Here is a 20033-nt window from a genome sequence, read left to right as displayed (position 1 = left end):
GGGCTCCTTAGAATTGCATGGTGAGCGTGGCGCTGACGCCGTTTTCGCGGTAGTCTCCGCCGCGGTTGCTGGCGTGCCGCGTGTGCCGCACGTCGATGCTGGCCGTCATGTCCGGCTGCAGGATGCGCGTGTAGCCGGCCGTCAAGGTGATGTTGTTGTCGCGCCGGGGCGCGCTCAGCGAACGCACGCCGGCGTAGCCGGCATTGACATTGACGGTGGTGCGCGAATTGGCTTGCCAGCCCCAGCCCAGGTTGCCGCCGACCTGGCGCGTGCGGTCTTCGCTGCCGAATTCCACGCCGGGCAGCAAGCCGCTGTCGATGCCGCTGGCCGTTTGCGCCGTGCGGTCGACGGCCGTGACGCCGACGATCATCGTGCTTTTCGCCGTGGCGCGCGCCATCATCAGCTTCAGCTGCTTTTGCAGGAAATAGCGGTGGCTGAAGTAATTGATGGCGCCCCGTTCCGGGCCCAGGCTGTTGGCGTAGCGCAGGAAGGCGTCGATGCGCAAGCGCCGGTCGCGCGCATTGGGAAAGATGCCGCGCCACAATTGATCGAGCAGCCGGCCCGCATCGCGGTCGCCCAGGCGCGAAAACTGCGTCGGCATGGTGGTGATGTTTTCGCCGTAGCTCAATTGCCAGTTGGTATGGCGCTGCAGGAAGGTGGCGTCCAGGCTGTAGGTGGTGCCGAAGAAGCGCTTGCCCGTGCTGAAGGCCACGCTGGTGCGCGGCGACGGCGTCCACACGCCGCCCAGCGACCAGAAGCGGCCCGCCGGCGCCTTGCCGCTGGTCGACAGATAGCCTTCCTTTTCCATGCCGCCGCTGGCCGTGGCCGCCCACTTGCTGTTGATGGGATAGCGCAAGCCCGCGCTGCTGCGCTGCATGCGCACGGGCGCCAGCTTGCTGTCCTGCGTGCGGCGCACGTCGTGGCTGGCGTTCCAGGTCCAGCCGTTGCCGCGCGGCTCGCCATTGAGCAGCAACTCCAGCTCATCGCTGTGCACGGAGAGCAGGTCGCCGCCGCTGTCGACCGTGTTGCGCGTGTAGCGCAGCTCGGCCGAGGCCAGGCCGCGGAAACGGTGGCGCAGGTAGGGGCTGATGCCCGTCGTGCGCACGGTGCTGGCATTGTCCGTGTCGGGCAGGCCGTCGATCAGTTGCGGGCCGAATGGCGAGATGTTGCGCCGGCTCACGCTGGCGTCCGCATCGATGAAGAACCAGTCCTGCACCAGCTCGGCGTCGGCCGAGGCGCGCAGTTCGTGGGTATCCGTATCGGCGCGCTGCCCCGACAGGTATTTGCGCCAGCTGTAATCGAGGTGCACGCGCAGGCGCGGGCCCGTGCCGATGAGGGCGATGGCGGGGGCGATTTCCGTGATGAAGTCCGATTGCGCCTGGCCGGATGGCGCGCGCAAGGCATTGTCCGTATAGCTTTCGCGCAGGCGCAGCGACGGTTTCACCAGCCAGTCGACGGCGCCGGCAGGCAGGGGCAGCAGCAGCGACAGGAACGGCAGCAGCGGCAGCGGAACCCGGCCGCTAGTCGTAATAGCCATAGCCGTAGTAGTCGTTGCCGGGGAACGATTTGGTCTTGTTGTAGATCAAATGAATGTGTTCGCACGACTCGATCTGCCGCAGCGCTTCCTTGACGGCGTGCTGCGTCGTCGTTTCCGCCTCGACCACCATCACCACTTGCCCCATTTGCCCGACCAGCGCGTGCGCCTCGCTGGTGATCAAGAGGGGCGGCGAATCGAAGATGACGACGCGGTCGCTGTAGCGGCTGGCAATTTCCGCCAGCAGGCGGCTCATGGCGCGGCTGGCCAGCAATTCCGTCGCATGCTTGTTGCTGCGCCCGGCGGGCAGGATGCTCAGGTTGGCCACATTGGTTTTCAGGATCACGTCGCCCATGGCCAGTTGCGGGTCGAGCAGCACGTCCATCAGCCCCGGCTCCGGCGGCAGGCCCAGCACTTTCAGCACGGACGGGCGCGCCACGTCGGCATCGACCAGCAGCACCGTGATATCCATTTCCATGGCGATGCTCATGGCCAGGTTGACGGCGCAGTAGGTCTTGCCTTCGCCGGGCATGGCGCTGGTGACGACGATCAGGTTGCCGTGGCGGATGGCCTCGGTGCCGCTGGCGCGCGCCTGGCGCAGCAGCGGGCGCTTGATGATGCGGAAATCCTCGGCCACCGAGCTGCGTCCGCCTTCCTGCGTGAGCATGCCTTGCTCCGCCAGCCGGGCCAGGTTCAGGGGGCGGTACTGGGGCGACCGGGCCGCGTCCGCGCCATCCGGGCCCGCCGCGCCCTCCACGCCGTACGGCACGCCGGCCTCGGCCACGCCCAGGATGGTGGGTTCCTGCTTGCCGCTGTCCTTGCTGCTCATCGTCGCTCCCCGGGATCTAGAATTTCAGCAGCGCGGCCGTCATGACCCCGCCGTACAGCACGAACAGGCTGCCCAGGCAGGCGCCAAAGCCATAGCGTGCGCGGCGGCGGCGCACTTGCTGCAGCGCCGTCCAGTTCATCGATACCGTGCCCAGCACGTTCAAGCCCGTCGCGTCGCGCAGTTCGGCGGGGCTGAGGAAGGTGGGACGCACCTGGCTGATGAGCAAGGCCGTGGCGACGCCGGCCACCAGGGCCGCGCCCAGCGCCGCGCTGAACAGCAGCGGGCGGTTCGGGCCGACGGGCGCATATTGCACCGTGGGCGGGTCGATGATCTTGAAGGCCATCATTTCCGTGGTGGAGCTGAGTTCGCCCGACAGCTTGGCCGCTTCGCGCCGGCCGATCAGCTTTTCATAGTTTTCCTTGTTGATGATGTAATCGCGGTTCAGCTGCGCCAGCTGCGACTCCACCTCGGGCACGGCATTGCTCTGCGCCAGCAGGCGTTCATTGCGCGCGTTGTATTCCTGCACGCGGGCGCGGATGGCGGCCACCTTGGCGTCCGCATCCGTCAGCGCCACCTTCAGCTGCTGCAGCATGGGGCTGTAGTTCTTGCCCGGGTCGCCGGCCGCCGTCTTCAGCTTGCTTTCCTCGATCTTGCGTTCTTCCAGCTGGGCAATGAGGCGCTTCGAGGAAATGATGTCGGGGTGCAGTTCCGTAAATTGCATGCGCAGGCTGTCGAGGTTCTTGTTGAGCGTGGCGATGCGCTCGTCGAGTTCGGGATTCGCGATGGCCGATGCGTTCGGTTCCAGGTCGAGCACGGGCTCGTCGCCTTCGATCTGGCTCTGGATGGCCTTGCGGGCCTGTTCCGCCTCGACCAGTTCCAGTTTGGCATTGTTCAGGCTATCGGACGACATCAGCAGCTGGCTGCCATAGTCGATGCCCTGGCGCGGCAGCAGCAGATTGTTGCGGATCTTGAATTCCTTCACGAGGTTTTCCGCCGCGCTCAGCTTGTCCTCGTAATTCTTGATCTGCTCATCGATGAATTGCACCGCCTTTTGCGAATCGCCCTTTTTCCCCTGGAAACTGCCTTCGACAAAGATGGTGAGCAGGCTTTGCACCACGTCACGCACCAGCTTCGGGTCGCGCCCGCTGTAGCTGATCGTGTAGATGTCATACGCGTTGGTGCCCGTGATCTTGATGCGGCTCATCAGGTCGTCGAGCTGGGCCTCGTGTTCGCGCACGGTCTTCGAATCGAGGTCGAGGTCGACCATGCGCATGACGCGCTCCACGTTCGGGCGGCTGAGCAGGGTGCGGCTCATGATGGCCACCTGCTGTTCCGTGTTCGGCACGCTGGTCATGCCGGCCATCAGCGGCTTGAGGATGGTTTGCGTATCGACAAATACGCGCGCCGACGTCTGGAAGTCGTCGGGCAGGGTGATCACCTTGATGAAGCCGACGATGGCCACCAGCCACGCCACCAGCACCGCATGCCAGCGGTACTTCCAGATGCCTTTCAGGCTGGAAAGCAATTGCTGTATCAATTCTTCCATGTCGCTTCCTTCAGGTGACGGTGCTGCACGGTCGATGGGCTGGCGACGGCGTCTTGCAAGAAATGCTTGCCTGTTGAGTAAGCAAAGTATAGGGCGGCTGGGAGGCAAAATTTCCCAAGATGATTGCTTCTTGATACGCCTCAAGGTTGACTTGCCGGGTTTTAATAATCATAGGAAGTTCGCGGCCCAGGCTGGTTCTGCGCGGCCGGCCATGGACGCGCCATCGACTCGAAGAGGCTCCGCATGAATCCGTTTCGCCGTGCATTTGTCTGCAACACGCTGGGCCTGGGCTTGGCCGCCGGCTTGCTGGGCGCCTGCCGCACGTCCCATCCGCTGGCGCCCTCCGACGACAGCGCGCCCATGCACGACTACCTGATCGGACCGGGAGACTCCGTCAACATCATCGTCTGGCGCAATCCGGAAGTGTCGCTGACGGTGGCCGTGCGGCCGGACGGCAAGATCACCACGCCGCTGGTCGAGGATTTGCCCGCCAGCGGCAAGACGTCGACCCAGCTGGCGCGCGACATCGAGCAAGCGTTGGGCAAGTTCATCCAGCAGCCCGTGGTGACGGTCATCGTCACCAATTTCTCGGGCCCGTATGGCGAGCAGATCCGCGTCATCGGCGAAGCGGCCAAGCCGCAGGCGCTGCCGTACCGGCTGGGCATGTCGCTGATGGACGTGCTCATCGCCGTGGGCGGCATCACCGATTTTGCGGCCGGCAACAAGGCCAGCATCATCCGCATGCGCGAAGGCAACCAGCAGCAGCTGGGCGTGCGCCTCGACGACCTCTTGAAGCGTGGCGATATTTCCGCCAACGTCATGATGCGCCCTGGCGACGTGCTGCTGATACCGGAGAGCTTCTTTTAATAGCGGACTCGGCAATATCAAAACAGCACATATATTTGTCATTTTGTACTTGCAGGCAAATTTCAGCATGCAATTTTGCTATTAAATAGCATATTTCTTCTGTTTTTTTTGCCAGGCGCGGGAACTTCTCCAGTTTTTATCTTGTCACAAGGCATTGGCTTCAGTCCGTCTCGACGGCGGCCGATGAACGTGAGGACAAGATGAGCTTTGAAGATGAACCCATTATTTCCTTCGATACGCCCGGTACTTTCAATGACCTGGTGGTGGGCGAGGGGCAGATCGACCCTGCCATGGAGCATGAGCTCGACCTGCAGCGCTTTCATATCCGCATGGCCAATTCGCGCGGCCGGCGCGAGGCGGCCAGTTTGCTGATCCGCAAGATGTACGGCTGGCGCGGTTATGCCGTCGATCCCGGCATCGCGCATGCCCTGAATAAAATCACGCTGTTTGCGGAAACGGCCGGCACCACCGTCGGCACCATGACCCTGTGCCTCGACAATGACGAGACCGGCTTGCCGGCCGATGAAAACTTCCGCGACAAGCTCGACATCCTGCGCGAGGAAGGCCGGCGCCTGTGCGAACCGTCGCGCCTGGCCATCGACAAGGGGGTGAGCAAGCGCGTGTTCGCGGCGCTGATTCATATCTCTTATATCTATGCCCACAATATTCACGGCTTTACGGATTACGTGATCGAAGTCAACCCGCGCCACGTGGTGTTTTACAAGCGCATGCTGGGATTCCAGGACTTCGGCGGCGAGCGCGAGTGCACGCGCGTGGGGGCGCCGGCCGTGCTGCTACGGCTGGACCTCGATTACATGGGGGCCCAGATCCGTAAGTACGGTGGCCTGATGGAACAGCATGGGGGTGAACGGTCGTTTTACCCCTTTTTTTTTCCGACATGGGATGAGCCTGGCATTACTGACCGGCTGAGGCAGGGGCGCAATTGATTACTCATTTGTTTTTCAGCAAGAGCGTCTGCATGTAGCTGCCCGGAATCGCGTAGGTGATGCCGCTCGGGGCGCTGATGGCCGCTTCCTTGAGGCCCTTGACGTACACCATGTTGACGATGCCGTAGACGAGACCGGTCTCGGGATCGAACAGGGGGCTGCCGCTGCTGCCCGGATACGCCGTCGCGTCCAGCTGGAACACGGTGTACGGCGCCTTTTGCAGCTGCGCCAGGCGCCGGATGTCGAGGCGCTGCGCGTTTTCGCTGGGCATGACCACCGGCGTCAGCGATGACACGGTGGCGCGGTGCGTCACGTGGTGCAGCCCGAGCAAGGTGCCCAGCGGAAACCCCGTAAACGCCATGGCCTGGCCTTCGCGCACCGTGGCCGCGTCGCCCAGCGCCAGGGCGGGCAGGGGCGCGCCCGCCAGGCGCAGCAAGGCCAGGTCGTGTTCCGTGTCCACCGCCTGGACCCTGGCGGGGCGAAATTGCGCCGCCTCGCCCTGGCCCGTGAGGATGCCGATGACTTCATTCGGATTGGCGTCGAGCAGTTTCTGGATCACGTGGGCGCAGGTCAGCACGCTCAAGCCGTCGCCCGTCACGAAACCCGTGCCGATGAAATTCATCGGCGGCGTGCGCGTCTTTTGCAGGCTGCCCACGCCGACGATGGACGGTTTGATGCGCGCGATGGTTTGCGCCAGCGGCGCATCGGCGCGGCACGGCGCGCTGGCCAGGGCCAGGCAGAATAGGAGGGCGGAAAACAGGGTAGTCATGGCGGCGCGCTTTCAAGGTGGGGAGGTGGCGGGGAGGGCGCGGGCTGCAGCAGCGCGCAGAGCAGCATCAGATGGCACAGCAGGGCGAGGCGCGGCACGTCGAGCAGGCTGTCGAACAGGCCGACGACGAGAAAACCCAGCAGGGCGGCGGCGCAGGCCAGCGCGCCCGGTTCGCCCCGCGCGGCGCGGCGCAGCAGGCGCAGGCCGGCCACGGCCAGCAGGGCCAGCATGGTCAGTGCGCCGCACCAGCCCGTTTCCACCAGCAGGTGCAGCGCCATGCTCTTGATATGCCACGGCAAGTGATGGTGGTCGCTGCTGAAAAACCAGTAATTGTTGGTCTGCGTAAAGCGGCCGTTGGCGATCAGTTCCTCGCCGCCGGGCGCGCGCAGGCTCAGGTTGTCGACGTCGAGCACGGACGAGGCGGCCGTGCCGCTGACCGCCAGTTCCAGCTGCACGGGCGGGCGCAGCAGCCAGGCGCCCGTGCCCAGCCAGGCGCTGTCGAACGGCACGTCATAGTGTTGCCAGGCCGCCGGCGGATTGCCTGGCGGGGGCGGGCGCAGGCGCAGGGGGATTTTCACGCAATTTTGTGCATACAGCAATTGCCGCTGGCACAGGCGCACCTGCAGCACGGGCATGGGGCCGCTTCTGCGCACATCGAGCGCCAGGGTGTAGCGCGTGGCCGGCTGCACGCGCAGGCGTTGCAGCAGCCGCAGCAGTTCGCCATAGCCGGCGCTGTAGCCGGGACTGGCCAGGCGCACATAATAATTGCCGGGCGCGTCCCTGTCCTCTGCATACGCGATGCTGGCCGGCACCTCGCGCCCCGGATTGTGCCAATAATAGGTGGCGGGAAAGCTGCCGCTGCCCATGCCGAGCAGGCGGTTGCCCCAGTCGGGCGGCTGCATGGCCAGCACTTGCCGCCAGTGGCGCAAGCGGCCCTGCATGTCGAAGGCCGTGGTGGCGAAACGTTCGGTGGCGTAATAGCTGGCCGACACGGGGATGGCCAGCAGCAGCAGGATGCCGGCCGCGCCCGCGATGCTCAGGCTGGCCCGGTCCAGCCGCCACAGCGGCGGGTGCAAGCGCCCGTTGCACAGCATTAGCATGGCCAGCAGCACCACCAGGCCGGCCGGCAACAGGGCTGGCGGACCGGCCCAGTGCCAGCCTATCCAGGCGAGATTGCATGCCAGCATGCTCCACGCCATCATCGCCAGGCCCAGCCTGGCTGGACCCTTGCCGCCGGCGCCGCCCGGCCACAAGGTGCCCGTCAGCAGCATGGCGGCCAGCAGGAACAGGAAATACGGGCCTTTCAGCCAGCCGGCCGTTGGCTGCAAGGCCGGTTCCGGCCACCAGGCGGCCAGCAGACCCTGCAGGCACAGCGCGCACAGCAGGCTGGCCGGCGCCAGACGCCACGGCAGGGGCCGCGCGGCCAGCACGAAGCTGGCGGCGAGCAGGACGGCGGCGGCCAGCAAGCCCCGGTAGCCGGCCAGGCTGAACATGTACAGCAGCAGGACGGTGCCCAGGCCGGCCAGCAGCAGCTTGAGCAAGATGCCCCGCACGGGCGGCCGGCCTTGCGGTGGTCGCCCTGCGCCGGGCGCCGTCCGCAGGGCTTGCCACAAGGCCAGCAGCATGGCCGCAGCCAGGGCCGCGTACAAGCCCCGTGAAAAGGTGGTGAACGCCGCGTGCAGGGCCAGGGCCAGCAGCAGCAAGGCCAGCGCCGCCTGCCAGCGGCTGCGCGCGCGCGCCAGCCACAGGCCGGCAAAGGGCAAGCCCAGGGCCAGGTAACCGTCCAGCGCGGCGCCGCCCGTGTGCATGGCGGAAAACGGCGCCGTGATGCGGTAGTCGCTCGACAGGTTCAGCAGTCCGGGAAACACGGCCCGTTCCCACAGGGCGAACAGGGACACCATGGCCAGCCCGGCCAGCATGCCCGGCAGCGCGTAGCGGCGCACGGCGTGCGGATGCGCGTCGCGCAGCAGCAGCGGCAGCAGCAGCATGCTCCAGGCCCAGGCCTTGCCCAGCCGCAAACTGTTGTAGGGGCTCAGATAATTGTCCCAGGCATTCAGGTCGAGCGGCGCCAGCGGCAGGACGCCGCGCAGCAGCGCCGCCAGCCAGGCCAGGCTGCACAGCAGCAAACACAGGCGGGCGGCGGGCGACAGCCGCGCCGCTGCCGGCTGGCTGGGTCCGGCCAGGCGCCAATAGCCGCAGGCCACCGTCAGCAACAGCAGCACGTCGATTTCTTCGAGGAAGAACCAGCCCGTCCACGGCGCCAGGTCCAGCACGGGCAGCAGGGCGGGCACGCAGAACAGCCAGCAGGCGGGACGCCAGCACAGCAGCAGGAAATACGCGGGCAGCAGGATGGCAAACAGCAGGCCGGGCCAGCCGTGGCCCAGCGGATAATGGCGCAGGGCCAGCACGCAGGCCGCGCCCGCCAGCAAGGCCAGCGGCCGCGCCGCCACGCCGGGCATGGCCGCTTGCACAGCCATGGCCTACAACTGGGTCAGCAAGGCCTGCGCCGCGGCCCGCTGCGGAAAGTCCTTGTTGGCGGCCAGCAATTGTTCCAGTTGCTTGCGCGCGCCGCCCTTGTCTCCCGATTTCGCCAGGGCCGCGCCCAGGTGGTACTGCACTTCGGGCGATGCGGGCGCCAGGCCCGCCGCCTTGCGCAGCAGCGTCGTGGCGCGCTTGACGTCGCCTTGCTCCAGCGCGATCCAGCCCAGGGTGTCGAGCACGGCGGAATTTTCGGGCGCCAGCTTCAGCGCCTGCTCGGCCGTGGCCAGCGCGCGCGGATCCTTTTCCTGCTGATACGCCCAGGCCAGGTCGTTCAAGGCCACCACGTTGCCCGCATCCTTGGCGACGACATACTGGAACTGTTCGATGGCGGCGCGGTATTGCTTGGCTGCCAGCCGGGTGCCTGCCAGGTAGGTGCGCGTCGGCAAGTCTTCCGGATGCTCTTTCAGCCATGCGGCCATGCGCGCATCGGCTTCGCGTTCCTGTCCCGACGCCTGCAAGGCGCGGTACAGCTGCACCTGCAAGGGGCCGATGGGACTGATGCCGAAGGCGTGCTGGTACAGCTTGACGGCTTGCTGCGGCAGCTTCTGTTCCATCAGGACGTCGCCCTCGAGCTTGTAGCCGGCCGCCAGCTTCGGCTGCTGTTCCTGCACTTGGCGCGCCACGGCCAGCGCCTCGCGCTGGCGGTTCAGGGTCAGCAGCATGGCCACTTCCACCACGCGCGCTTCCAGCAGGGCCGGATCGAGCGCCTGCGCCCGCTTGACGGCTTGCAGCGCATTGTGATGGTCGCCCAGCGCCATGTGCAGGCTGGCGATGCGCATCTGCAAGGGCGCCGAGGTGGTCTGTATGCTGGCCAGCTTGATGTAGCTGTCGAGCGCGGCCGGCGCCAGGCCGGCGCTGTATTCCACCTGGGCGCGCAGGGCCAGCGCATCGGCGTCGCCCGGATGGCCCGTCTGCAGGGTGCGCGCCAGTTCCAGCGCCTTGTCGGGCGCGCCCGTCTTCAGGTAAAAGTTACTCAGCAGCAGGGCTGGCGCGACGGCGTCGGGATTGTCGCGGTGGGCCCGCTCGAGCCAGCGCCGCGCCTCGTCCGTCTTGCCCTGCGACGCGGCCAGCTTGGCCAGCGCCGCGCACAGGTCGGCATTTTTCGGCGCCTTCGCCAGCGCCCGCTCGAAGCGCTGCCTGGCTTGCTCCGGCTTTTTCTCGACCAGGTCGATCTGCGCCAGGTTGTTCAGCGCGGGCAGGTAGACCGGGTCCATGCCCAGCGCTTGCTCGAAGCTGGCGCGCGCTGCCGGCAAGTCGCGCAAGGCCAGGTAGACGCCGCCTTTCAGGTTCAGCAGCAAGGGATTCGTGCCTTTCTGCTGTTGCTCCATCATCTTGACGCTGGCCAGGGCCTTGTCGTTCTGCTTGTTGCGCAGCAAGGTCATCACCAGCATGGTGCCCGCCTGCGGCGTGCTCTTGTCGAGCATGCTGGCCCGTTCCAGTTCACTGATGGCGCGGCCGTTCTCGCCCTGGCCCAGGCGGCTGATGCCCAGCGCCGCGTGCAGCTTGGCCGTGTCCGGCGCCAGGATGCTGGCCTGTTCGAAATACGCTGTCGCCTTGTCGTACTGGCGCGCGCGCAAGTGGGCTTCGCCGGCCAGCGACAGCAATTCCACGTCTTCGGGGAAGGCGGCCAGCATCGGCTGCAGCAAGTCGATCGCCACGTCGGTCTTGTTGCGCATCAATTCGATCGACGCCATCATCTTGACGGCATACAGGTGCCGCGGATACACGGCCAGGAAGCGCCGCAGGTAGCTTTCCGCCTGGGGCGGCGAGCCGAGCGCCAGTTGCACGGCGCCGGCCAGCAGGATGGACGGCATGTGGTCGGGCGCCGCCTTGAGCACCAGTTGCAAGCCTTGCAAGGCGGCCTTGTGTTTGCCTTCGCGGAAATCGAGCAGCGCCTGGGTTTGCAGCAAGCCCAGGCTGTTGGGCGCCGTCTTGCGCGCCGTGGCCAGCTGGGCCGCCGCTTCCAGGTAGCGGTTTTCCAGGATGTCGAGGTTGGCCAGGTCGATGTGCGCCTGGGTATTGTCCGGTTTTATCTTGAGGATCTGCATGTAGGCGAGCCGCGCCGCGCCATTCCTGCCTTGCAGGCGCAGCAGGTCGCCCTGCAGGCGCAAGGCGTCGAGGTTGGCGGGCGCGCCTTTCAACGCTTGCGCCAGCAGCAGCTCGGCCGCCGGCACCTGCTGCTGCAGCGCCGCCAGGCGCGCCAGGCCCAGCAAGGCTTCGAGCTGGTCCGGATGGGCTTCCAGCAGGCGCGCGTACACGGCGCGCGCCTCGTCCTGGCGGCCCAGGGCCAGCAAGGCGTCGCCGCGCAGGGCCAGCACGCTGGCGGGCTGCGCCGCATCGTCGGGGATCTCGGCCAGTACCTTGTCGAACTGGCCCAGCATCAGCCAGGCCTTGCCCAGCAAGGGCATCACTTGCTGCGTCGCCAGGCCCAGTGATTTTGCCTTGCGCAATTCTTTCTCGGCCGACAGCGCTTCGCCCGTGTCGATGTAGATGCTGCCCAGCAGCAAGCGCGCGGCCTTGTTGTCCGGCTCCTTTTGCAGCAAGTTCTTCAACTGGATGATGGCGGCGCGCGCTTCGCCTTTCTGGCGGTATTGCTGCGCGTCGGCCAGCAGGGTCTCGCTGCTCTGCGTGCCGTGGCAAGCCGTCAGCAGGGGCAGCAGCAGGGTGCAGCACAGCGCGGCGGCCGGCAGGCCGGGGAAAGGGCGGGGCAGGGAACGGGCCATGGAAGTCTCCGGTAGCGGCGTGCATGAGTGATCGGCATGGCCTAGCTTAAAAAGATGGCCGCCGCTCTCCTTGATTGCGCTCAACAAGCCGCCGATTCTCCGCGCGCCTGCCGGCCGCCGCCCCGCGTTCCTTGTTCCCGCTCAAGAATGGCCGGACCGGCAACCGTAGAATTTCCCGGACGGCGATGCTCAGGCCGCAACCCTTCGGAGCACATGCATATGGACAGCAAGGCGGATAGCAAGGTGGATGGCAAGGCGGGCGTGGTGGCGGTGGTGGGGCTCGGTTATGTGGGCTTGCAGCTGGCCGTGGCATTCGGCATGCGCCAGCGCACGATAGGCTTTGACTTGTCGGCACGCAAGGTAGAAAGCTACCGGCGCCACATCGACCCGACGGGCGAAGTCAGCCATGAACAGTTGCTGGCGGCGCAAGGGCTGAGCGTCGGCTGCGATCCGGCCGAGCTGCAACTGGCCGATTTCATCGTCGTGGCCGTGCCCACGCCCGTCGACAGCGCGCACAATCCCGATTTCTCGGCCCTGGCCGGTGCCAGCGCGGCCGTCGGCCGGCACATGCGGCGCGGCGCCATCGTCATCTACGAGTCCACCGTGTATCCGGGCGCCACCGAGGAAATCTGCATCCCCCTCCTGGAACAGCATTCGGGCCTGCGCTGGAAGGAAGACTTCCACGTGGGCTTTTCGCCCGAGCGCATCAACCCGGGCGACCGCGACCATACCCTGCACAGCATCCGCAAGGTGGTCTCGGGCGACGACGCCGCCACCCTCGACAAGGTGGCCGCCCTGTATGAAGGCGTGGTCGAGGCGGGCGTGCACCGGGCGTCCAGCATCCGCGTGGCCGAGGCGGCCAAGGTGATCGAAAACACGCAGCGCGACCTGAATATCGCGCTGATGAACGAGCTGGCCATCATCTTTGACCGCATCGGCATCGACACGCTGGAAGTGCTGCAGGCGGCGGGCACGAAATGGAATTTCCTGCCGTTCCGTCCCGGCCTGGTGGGCGGCCACTGCATCGGCGTCGACCCTTATTATCTGACGCACAAGGCGGAAATGCTGGGCTACCACCCGCACGTGATCCTGGCCGGGCGCCGCATCAACGACGGCATGGCCAAGTTCGTGGCGGAAAAGACCATCAAGGAAATGGTGCGGGCAGGTTTCAAGCTGAAGGGAGCGCACGTGAACGTGCTGGGCCTGACCTTCAAGGAAAATTGCCCGGACTTGCGCAACTCGAAAGTGGTCGACATGATCCACGAACTGCAATCGTACGGCGTGCAGGTGCACGTGCACGACCCGGTGGCCGATGGCCGCGAAGCGCTGGAAGAATACGGCCTGACCCTGGAACGCTGGGAGCAGTTGCCGCGGGCCGAGGCCATCATCAGCGCCGTCTCGCACCAGGCCCTGCTGGCGCGGCCGCTGGCGGATTTCCAGGCCAAGGTGCTGGAAAACGGTTGCTTCATCGACATTAAATCGCATTTCGACCCCCGTCCGCTGGAAGACGGCGGCTTGCACGTGTGGCGGCTGTGATGGCGGCCGGTGCCTTCGATCGGGCGGCGGGCGCGGCGCAAGGCGCCCCCGCTGGCGCTCGCACTGGCGTTCTCGCTGGCGGCCCGGCTGCCGGCGCGTACGCGCTGGCCTGCGAACGGCTGGCGCAAGCGCCGCGCCGCTGGCTGGTGACGGGCGTGGCCGGCTTCATCGGTTCGCACTTGCTGGAAACCCTGCTGAACCTGGGGCAGGAAGTGCGCGGCCTCGATAATTTCATGACGGGCCACCGCCACAACCTGGAGCAGGTGCGCGCCAGCGTGGGCGAGCAAGCGTGGCGGCGCTTCACCTTCATCGAAGGCGACATCCGCGACCCGCAGGCGTGCGCGCGCGCGTGCGGGGCAAGCGCTGGCGTGGCAGGCGCTGGCGGCGTCGCAGGTGCAGGTGCCGACATCGCCAGCATCGGCGCCGCTCATGCCGGTCATGCCGGGCGCCATGCTGGTCATGCCGCCGGTGCAAGCGACGGCGGCAGCGAACCTCCGGACGGCCGTGCAGATCCGGACGATCCGGACGGTCCCGGCGCCGGTGACGGCGTTGCCGTCGACTATGTGCTGCACCAGGCGGCGCTCGGTTCCGTCTCCCGTTCGCTGGAAGACCCGCTGCTTTGCCACGCCGTCAATGTCAGCGGCTTCCTGAACATGCTGGCCGCCGCGCGCGAGGCGGGCGTGCGGCGCTTCGTGTATGCCGCTTCCAGCGCCACGTACGGCGACCATCCGGACTTGCCGAAAGTGGAACAACACATCGGCGCGCCCCTGTCGCCATATGCCCTGAGCAAATATGTCAATGAACTGTATGCGCAAGTGTACGCGCGCTGCTACGCCATGCAGACGGTGGGGCTGCGCTACTTCAATGTCTTCGGTCCGCGCCAGGACCCGCTGGGCGCCTACGCTGCCGTCATTCCCCGCTGGATCGCCGCCATGCTGGACAACGAGACCGTGCACATCCACGGCGACGGCGCCACCAGCCGCGACTTTTGCTTCGTGCACAACGCCGTGCAAGCGAATATCCTCGCCGCCACCGGTACCGACCCGGCGGCCGTCAACCAGGTCTACAACGTGGCCGTCAACGCCCGCACCAGCCTGACGCAGCTGCACGCCACCATGCAGCAGATGCTGCTTGCCGCCCGCCCGCAACACGTGCCGCAGGCGCCGCAGTACGGCGAGTTTCGCGCCGGCGACGTGCGCCATTCGCAGGCGGACATCGCCAAGGCGGCCCGCTTGCTCGGCTATGCGCCCACGCACGACCTGGCGCAAGGCTTGCGGCACACCATCGCCTGGTATGTGGCGCAGGCGGACGGGGCTTGAAAAACACGCCGGCCAGGCAGGCACGTGCCGGCCGCACCTGTGGTGCGCACGCAGGCGGCCTGCGGCGTGCGTGTCCGGCACTGGCCATTCGCATGTTTTCATTGCCAGATATGCATGCTGACATACATATCAGATACAGATACACATACCCGATACACATACCCGATACCCACACCAGATACCCATACCAGATATGTCTACCAGATGCTCATGCCAGATGCGCAGGCTCGCTATCCGTCCGTCCGCCTGCCGCCCGGCCGCGAGACCGCCAGACCGATTGGTGCCCGGTGCCTGGCATTCAGCGTTGCGTGGGCGGCGCTGTCGGCGTTGCTGACGTTGCTGCTGACGTTGTTGATGACGCTGTCGGCGCGGGCGGCTCGGGTACGCCGTCGCTCTTGCTGCGCAATACCCGGGGCGAGCCCCGAAAGTCGGCCGTATGCAGGGTGACGGGACGGCGCCAGACGCGGGCGATGTACGCCAGTACCTGTTCCGCCCGCTCCAGGTCGAGGCCGCGCCCATCGCGCAGGTGGTCATGGCGCAGCACCAGGCTGCCGTCGTCGTTGAGCAGGGTGACGGCGATGCACGGTGCGCCATAGTTGTATTTGGGCGCCAGGATGGCTTCGCGGATGACCCGCAAGTCGCGGCTGGCCAGGCGCGTTTCGCCGTCGCGGCGGCTTTCATGCACGAACAGGCCCAGGCGGTCAGCCAGTTCGGCATCCAGATAGTTGCGAATAAAACTGCAGTCATCGTCGTCGCGGCAAATCTGGCGCGCCCGAGCCAGTCCTTCGCGTTCGATGATGTGTTCCCACATGCAAAAGCCCAGGTGATAGGGATTGACGGCCAGCGCCTGCTGGTGCTCGCCCGCATATGGACGCACCACGTCCGAGTGCGACTTGAGGGCGGCCAGGTACAGGGCCGGCGGCAGGAAATCCGCTTCGCGCAGCAGCCGCGCATGCCAGTACGAGGCCCAGCCCTCGTTCATGATCTGGCAGGCGTACACGGGATAGAAGTAAAACGACTCTTCGCGCACGGCCAGGAAAATATCGCGTTCCCAGTCGGCCAGGTCCGGCCCATGTTGCGCGATGAACCATAGTAAATCGTACTCGGGCTGCGGCGGCAGGAGCGGGCGCTGCGTCACGCGGGCCCGTGCCGTCTCGCGCGCCGCCAGCGCGGCCGCTTCGCCGGGCAGGCGCCGGTAGCGTCGTGCAAACGGATCGTCTCCTCCGGCGCCGCCACGCCTGCCGGCGACACCGGCCGGTCCGGACAGCGCGGCATAGGGCGGGCGGTGCAGCTCGGCGTGGATGTCCACGTGCTGCTCCAGCGCCAGTGCCGCGTCGAGCACGGCTTCCACCTGTTCCTGCCCATGGCGTTGCAGCGCCATTTCAAGACGTTGCGCCCGCGCCGCGCTCTGTTCCAGGATGTGCTGGCCCGCCATGGCGCCGAAACGCAGGAACAGGGCATTGCGGCTGGCGAAATCGGCGTGGCCCAGCACGTGGGCCGTGACGAGGGTGTTTTCCGCCACGGAATTGTGTTCGGCCATGTAGGCATGGCAAGGGTCGCCAGGAAACATGACTTCGAACATGTGCGAGTTGCCCATCTTTTGATGCACGAGCTGGTGGATGTAGCGCACGCCGAACGACCAGTGGCGCATGCGCACGGGCAAGCCATAGATGGCGATTTCGGCCATGAAACTGTCCGGCACCAGCTCGAACTCGACGGGGGCGAACGCCAGCCCCAGTTGCCGCGCCAGCGCTTCGATGCGCGCCGCGTAGCCGTCCAGGCCAATTGTGTTCGCCGTGTTCGCCGTATCGGCCATATCGGCCATATTGGCCGTGTTGGCGTGGCGCGGGGCGTCATGCCGCATCATGCCGCATCCTCCGTATCGGCCGCCTCGTGCCGGAAAAAGGTGCGGATGGCTTCCCACACGTCGTCGCTCTTGCCGAGGATGCTGCTGTGCAAGGGCGAGCCGCGCCGTTCCTGCTCGGCGAACAAGCTGTGCATTTCAGTTTCCAGGCTGCGCGGCACGCCGGGCACGGTTTCCACATAGCCCATATAGTTAAGCAAGACGGCCAGTTCGCCCAGGGCCGCGCTGGCCGGCCCCCGGTCTTCGCTGAAATTTTCGCCATCGGAGGCGTAGAACAGATAGGCGTTGTAGCGGCCCGGCGCGTAGTGTTCCTGCAGCAATTCGCGGCTCAGGCGAAATGCGGTGGAAGCCATGGTGCCGCCCATGCCATTGACCTGGAAGAACTCGGCTTCGGAAAATTCCCAGGCCCGCGTCGTATGGGCGATAAAGCGCGTCTCCACGCGCGCATACCTGCGGCGCAAGCCTTGCAAGGCAAAGAAAAAGAACGATTTGGCCAGCTTGCGTTCGGGCTGCGCCATGCTGGCCGACACATCCAGCACGAAAAACACGACGGCGTTCGTGCTGGGCCGGGGTTGCGGCAGCACCTGGCGGTAGCGCAAGTCCTCATTGGTGAAGGGCACTGGCTGCGCTTGCAGGGCGCGCCGCTTGATGGCTTCCTTGACGGTGCGCCGCCGGTCCAGCCGCGAACGGGCGCCATGCCGGTCCAGGCCGCTACGCACGAGCTGCACGTCGTCGATGGCGCCCAAGTGGCGTGGCGTCAGGTGCGGCAATTCGAAGGCGTCCCACAGCCAGTCGAGTATGTCGTCGATGGGAAACTCCAGCAGCAGGCGCACGGCCCCCTCGCCATCGCCGCCGTCACCTTGCGTGCCGGCGCCGCCCGTGGCGGCGGGCCGGGCCGGGCGCAGGATATCGCCGGGCTGGCCGTCCCCCTGGCCCGCGCCCAAGCTGCTGCGCGCGGGCGCGAGGCGGAAACGCGCATGTTCGAGCAGGCGCATGGGCACTTGCACCGTGCGCTGCTGCGGCCCGCCGATCAGGTCGGGCGTGGCGACCAGCTCGGGCAAGTGCGCCTGCACGGCTTCGCGCACTTTCTGGTTGTGGCGCAGCCAGTCGCGCGCGCCGCGCGAGAACAGCGCGTACCAGGGCTGGGCCAGGGCTGGCGCGCCACCCGCCGCCGCCGCGCCGGCGGAACCGGCGGAACCGGCCGTGGCGGCGGGGTTCGCCGTGCCTGCGGGGTCCGTGGAATCCCCCCAGGCCGGATGGGCATCCTGTGTGCTGCTGGCTGGCGTCGTGGTGGCGGCCATGGCTATTCCTGCGCCAGCAAGGTGGTCACGTAGTTGAGCGCTTCGCGCGCGCTATGGGCGTCATAGCCATATTCGTCGACCAGGCGCTGCTCGACGGCGGAGATCCTGGCCCGCACGTCGTCGTCGGGCCGCTTGGCCGAGCCGACGAGGCGCAGCACGTCGCGCCGCTGTTCGAACAGGTATTGCTGGATGGCGTCGTGCAATGGCGCATGGCTGGCCAGGCCAAACGCTTCGCCCCGCTTGAAGGCGCTCATGGCCTTGCGCACCACTTCTTGCCGGAAGGATTGCTTGCCCGAGTCGCTGATGTGGATTTTCTCTTCCACTGCGCGCAGGAAGCGCTCGTCGGGACGGCGCTCTTCGCTGGTGATGGGATCTTGGATCTGGCGGTTGTCGAGCATGGCTTCGACTTCATCGAGATATTTGTTCAGCAAGTCTTGCGCTTCTTGCTCGAATGATACGAACAAGGCCTTGTGCACGTCGGCCTTGACCCAGCGGTTATAGAAATCCTTGCGCGTGAGCACCAGGTAATCGACCCATTTGCGCTTGCGCCGCGGTTCGATGCGCGCATCGTTTTCGATGCCGTCTTTCAGGGCCAGCAGCACGTCCATGGTGGACAGGCTGTTGCGCTGGGCGGAAATGATGGCATGCGACAGGGCATTGATGACGAAGCGGGGCGACACGCCCGACAGGCCTTCGTCGGGCGACTTGTCGCGCTCGCGCATGCGGCGCAGGTCGGCCGGCTGCAAGTCGTCGACATCTTCGTTCGCGTAGATGCGCAGTTTCTTGACCAGCTCGGCCTCCTTGTCCTCGCCCTCGGGCATGCGGCTGAGGATGGCAAACACGGCCGCCGCATGCAGCAGGTGCGGATCGAGGTGCACGTCGCGGAAGGCGGGCGCGGCCGCGAGGATCAGCTTGCGGTAGATGCGCGCTTCCTCGCGGTAATTGAGCGTATAGGGCACTTGCACGATGACCATGCGGTCGAGCAGCGCCTCGTTTTCGCTCTCTTGCAGGAATTTGCGGAATTCGGCCAGATTCGTGTGCGCGAGAATGGTTTCATCGAGGTAGATCAGGGGGAAGCGCGACACCTTGACATTCTTTTCCTGCGTCAAGGTCAGCAGCAAGTAGAGGAATTCCCGCTTGACCTTGAGGATTTCGATCATTTCCAGCATGCCGCGGCTGGCCGCGTACACGGCGCCGGACCACGACCAGGCGCGCGGATCGCCTTCGTCGCCGTATTGCGCCACTTTCGACAGGTCGACGGAACCGACCAGGTCGGCCAGGTCGGCCGTCGTGGGATCGTGCGGCGCATACGTGCCGATGCCGCAGCGGCCCGCCTCGGACAAATGGATGCGCTCGACGGGCATGCGCAGGAAGTCGCCCGCATACTGCTCTTCCAGGCGGGCGCGGCAATGTGGGCACAGTTCGCCCTGCAGCTCGGCATCATAGCTGGCGCGAAAGTCGGCGCGCATGCTGTGCGGCACCAGGTGCAGCGGCGATTCGTGCACGGGACAGCCGGCGATGCCGTACAGCGCGCCTTCGCTGCTGTGGCTGTATTCTTCCAGGCCCCGCTTGAGCAGGATCACCATGGTCGACTTGCCGCCCGATGGCGGGCCCAGCAACAGCAACATGCGGCGGCCCACTTCGGAGCCGGCGGCGGCCGCCTTGAAGTAGGCGGCGACCCGGTCGATCGCCTCGTCGATGCCGAACAGCTCGTCGTCGAACAGGCGGCAGCGGAAGCGCCCGTTGCCGTCGGTCTGGCCATTCCAGCGCATCATGTCCCACAGGTACTGGTGCGCGCTGCGCGTCAGCAGGGCGGCGCGGCCGGGCAGGATTTGCTCGAGGAAGTCGGCAAAACTGCCGCGCCAGGGCGTGATGCGGTGTTTTTCCGCCCAGGCCGCCATGCCGTGCACGAAACCCGCATGCTGGGCCGCGCCACCGGCGTCCGTCGTATTGTCGGCGGCTGTATTGGCGCCGGCTGAGGCCGCTACCGCAGGGGCGTCGTCGGATTGGCGTGTCATACCAGGGCTCGTTATTGCAGGGCTCGTCATTGTTTCCCCATCCTTGCTGTTGCTGGCGTTGCTGCCGTGGAGCAGGCCCGGTTCCAGCCTGTCGGCCAAGTATACGGCGGCGCCTCTGCCCGCACGCCTGATCCCGCTCAACCTTGACGAGGGAACTATTTTTGCACTCGCTGGCCCCCATTGGGGCAGGGCGGCCAGGCATCCGCGCGGTTCAATCCAGATCAATACCGGCCCGCGCA

At 66.3% G+C, this 20033-nt stretch carries 13 protein-coding genes; 4 read left to right on the top strand and 9 right to left on the bottom strand.

All coding sequences use genetic code 11. The features are described from left to right. Positions 1–7: 7 nt before the first annotated feature. Genes O0879_RS04810 through O0879_RS04800 form a run of 3 tightly spaced genes read right to left on the bottom strand, consistent with a single transcriptional unit; the run spans position 8 to position 3909 of the window. Positions 8–1537: a TIGR03016 family PEP-CTERM system-associated outer membrane protein gene (locus tag O0879_RS04810; protein ID WP_289915008.1), complete on the bottom strand. Its 1530-nt coding sequence runs from the start codon at positions 1535–1537 to the stop codon at positions 8–10. Then, positions 1521–2363 carry an XrtA-associated tyrosine autokinase gene (locus O0879_RS04805; protein ID WP_289915005.1) on the bottom strand — a complete coding sequence of 281 codons (843 nt, stop codon included), beginning with the start codon at positions 2361–2363 and terminating at the stop codon, positions 1521–1523. The genes O0879_RS04810 and O0879_RS04805 overlap by 17 nt, the downstream gene beginning before the upstream one ends. 16 nt (positions 2364–2379) lie before the next feature. Next, the gene (locus tag O0879_RS04800; protein WP_289915002.1) at positions 2380–3909 is read right to left on the bottom strand and encodes an XrtA system polysaccharide chain length determinant; all 1530 of its coding nucleotides are present in this window, start codon (positions 3907–3909) and stop codon (positions 2380–2382) included. 243 nt (positions 3910–4152) lie between these two features. On the opposite strand from O0879_RS04800, the gene O0879_RS04795 reads away from it, so the two are divergent. Further along, positions 4153–4776: an XrtA/PEP-CTERM system exopolysaccharide export protein gene (locus O0879_RS04795; protein ID WP_099668060.1), complete on the top strand. Its 624-nt coding sequence runs from the start codon at positions 4153–4155 to the stop codon at positions 4774–4776. Between the two features lie 200 nt (positions 4777–4976). Continuing rightward, on the top strand, positions 4977–5723 hold the full coding sequence (locus O0879_RS04790; protein ID WP_099668059.1) for a long-chain N-acyl amino acid synthase: 747 nt from the start codon (positions 4977–4979) through the stop codon (positions 5721–5723). A 4-nt stretch (positions 5724–5727) separates the two neighbouring features. On the opposite strand, the gene O0879_RS04785 is transcribed toward O0879_RS04790, so the two are convergent. The 3 genes from O0879_RS04785 to prsT are packed head-to-tail and all read right to left on the bottom strand — an operon-like array spanning position 5728 to position 11756. Further along, entirely contained in the window at positions 5728–6492 is a 765-nt protein-coding gene (locus tag O0879_RS04785; protein WP_099668058.1) for a serine protease, read from the bottom strand. Beyond that, positions 6489–8969: a hypothetical protein gene (locus O0879_RS04780; protein WP_289915000.1), complete on the bottom strand. Its 2481-nt coding sequence runs from the start codon at positions 8967–8969 to the stop codon at positions 6489–6491. Before O0879_RS04780 ends, O0879_RS04785 begins: the two co-directional genes overlap by 4 nt. Before the next feature lie 3 nt (positions 8970–8972). Then, entirely contained in the window at positions 8973–11756 is a 2784-nt protein-coding gene (prsT, locus tag O0879_RS04775; RefSeq protein ID WP_289914998.1) for an XrtA/PEP-CTERM system TPR-repeat protein PrsT, read from the bottom strand. A 213-nt stretch (positions 11757–11969) separates the two neighbouring features. Here prsT and O0879_RS04770 point away from each other — a divergent pair, with 213 nt between their 5' ends. Next, positions 11970–13292, top strand: a complete 1323-nt coding sequence (locus tag O0879_RS04770; RefSeq protein WP_289909857.1) for a nucleotide sugar dehydrogenase — start codon at positions 11970–11972, stop codon at positions 13290–13292. Beyond that, the gene (locus tag O0879_RS04765) at positions 13292–14611 is read left to right on the top strand and encodes an SDR family oxidoreductase (RefSeq protein ID WP_289914996.1); all 1320 of its coding nucleotides are present in this window, start codon (positions 13292–13294) and stop codon (positions 14609–14611) included. Before O0879_RS04770 ends, O0879_RS04765 begins: the two co-directional genes overlap by 1 nt. 298 nt (positions 14612–14909) lie before the next feature. Here the strand turns inward: O0879_RS04765 and O0879_RS04760 are convergent, their stop codons facing one another. From O0879_RS04760 to O0879_RS04750, 3 genes are read right to left on the bottom strand one after another with little or no spacing between them, the layout of a single operon-like run. Continuing rightward, the gene (locus O0879_RS04760) at positions 14910–16478 is read right to left on the bottom strand and encodes a SpoVR family protein (RefSeq protein WP_289914994.1); all 1569 of its coding nucleotides are present in this window, start codon (positions 16476–16478) and stop codon (positions 14910–14912) included. After that, positions 16475–17776, bottom strand: coding sequence for a DUF444 family protein (locus O0879_RS04755; RefSeq protein ID WP_289914991.1), 1302 nt, complete (start codon positions 17774–17776; stop codon positions 16475–16477). The genes O0879_RS04760 and O0879_RS04755 overlap by 4 nt, the downstream gene beginning before the upstream one ends. A 2-nt stretch (positions 17777–17778) precedes the next feature. Further along, the gene (locus tag O0879_RS04750; protein ID WP_289914990.1) at positions 17779–19794 is read right to left on the bottom strand and encodes a serine protein kinase; all 2016 of its coding nucleotides are present in this window, start codon (positions 19792–19794) and stop codon (positions 17779–17781) included. Between the last annotated feature and the right edge of the window lie 239 nt (positions 19795–20033).

Source organism: Janthinobacterium sp. SUN120 (assembly GCF_030397735.1).
Classification (GTDB): Bacteria; Pseudomonadota; Gammaproteobacteria; order Burkholderiales; family Burkholderiaceae_D; genus Janthinobacterium; species Janthinobacterium kumbetense.
This window is presented reverse-complemented; position numbering and strand designations above follow the sequence as displayed.

Excerpts from the sequence above, each read along its gene's own strand:
- O0879_RS04780 (WP_289915000.1), bottom strand. The coding sequence starts at position 8,969 with ATGGCTGTGCAAGCGGCCATGCCCGGCGTGGCGGCGCGGCCGCTGGCC.
- O0879_RS04750 (WP_289914990.1), bottom strand. The coding sequence starts at position 19,794 with ATGACACGCCAATCCGACGACGCCCCTGCGGTAGCGGCCTCAGCCGGC.
- O0879_RS04790 (WP_099668059.1), top strand. The coding sequence starts at position 4,977 with ATGAGCTTTGAAGATGAACCCATTATTTCCTTCGATACGCCCGGTACT.
- O0879_RS04770 (WP_289909857.1), top strand. The coding sequence starts at position 11,970 with ATGCATATGGACAGCAAGGCGGATAGCAAGGTGGATGGCAAGGCGGGC.
- O0879_RS04785 (WP_099668058.1), bottom strand. The coding sequence starts at position 6,492 with ATGACTACCCTGTTTTCCGCCCTCCTATTCTGCCTGGCCCTGGCCAGC.
- O0879_RS04755 (WP_289914991.1), bottom strand. The coding sequence starts at position 17,776 with ATGGCCGCCACCACGACGCCAGCCAGCAGCACACAGGATGCCCATCCG.
- O0879_RS04760 (WP_289914994.1), bottom strand. The coding sequence starts at position 16,478 with ATGATGCGGCATGACGCCCCGCGCCACGCCAACACGGCCAATATGGCC.
- O0879_RS04795 (WP_099668060.1), top strand. The coding sequence starts at position 4,153 with ATGAATCCGTTTCGCCGTGCATTTGTCTGCAACACGCTGGGCCTGGGC.
- O0879_RS04765 (WP_289914996.1), top strand. The coding sequence starts at position 13,292 with ATGGCGGCCGGTGCCTTCGATCGGGCGGCGGGCGCGGCGCAAGGCGCC.
- O0879_RS04805 (WP_289915005.1), bottom strand. The coding sequence starts at position 2,363 with ATGAGCAGCAAGGACAGCGGCAAGCAGGAACCCACCATCCTGGGCGTG.
- O0879_RS04800 (WP_289915002.1), bottom strand. The coding sequence starts at position 3,909 with ATGGAAGAATTGATACAGCAATTGCTTTCCAGCCTGAAAGGCATCTGG.
- O0879_RS04810 (WP_289915008.1), bottom strand. The coding sequence starts at position 1,537 with ATGGCTATTACGACTAGCGGCCGGGTTCCGCTGCCGCTGCTGCCGTTC.
- prsT (WP_289914998.1), bottom strand. The coding sequence starts at position 11,756 with ATGGCCCGTTCCCTGCCCCGCCCTTTCCCCGGCCTGCCGGCCGCCGCG.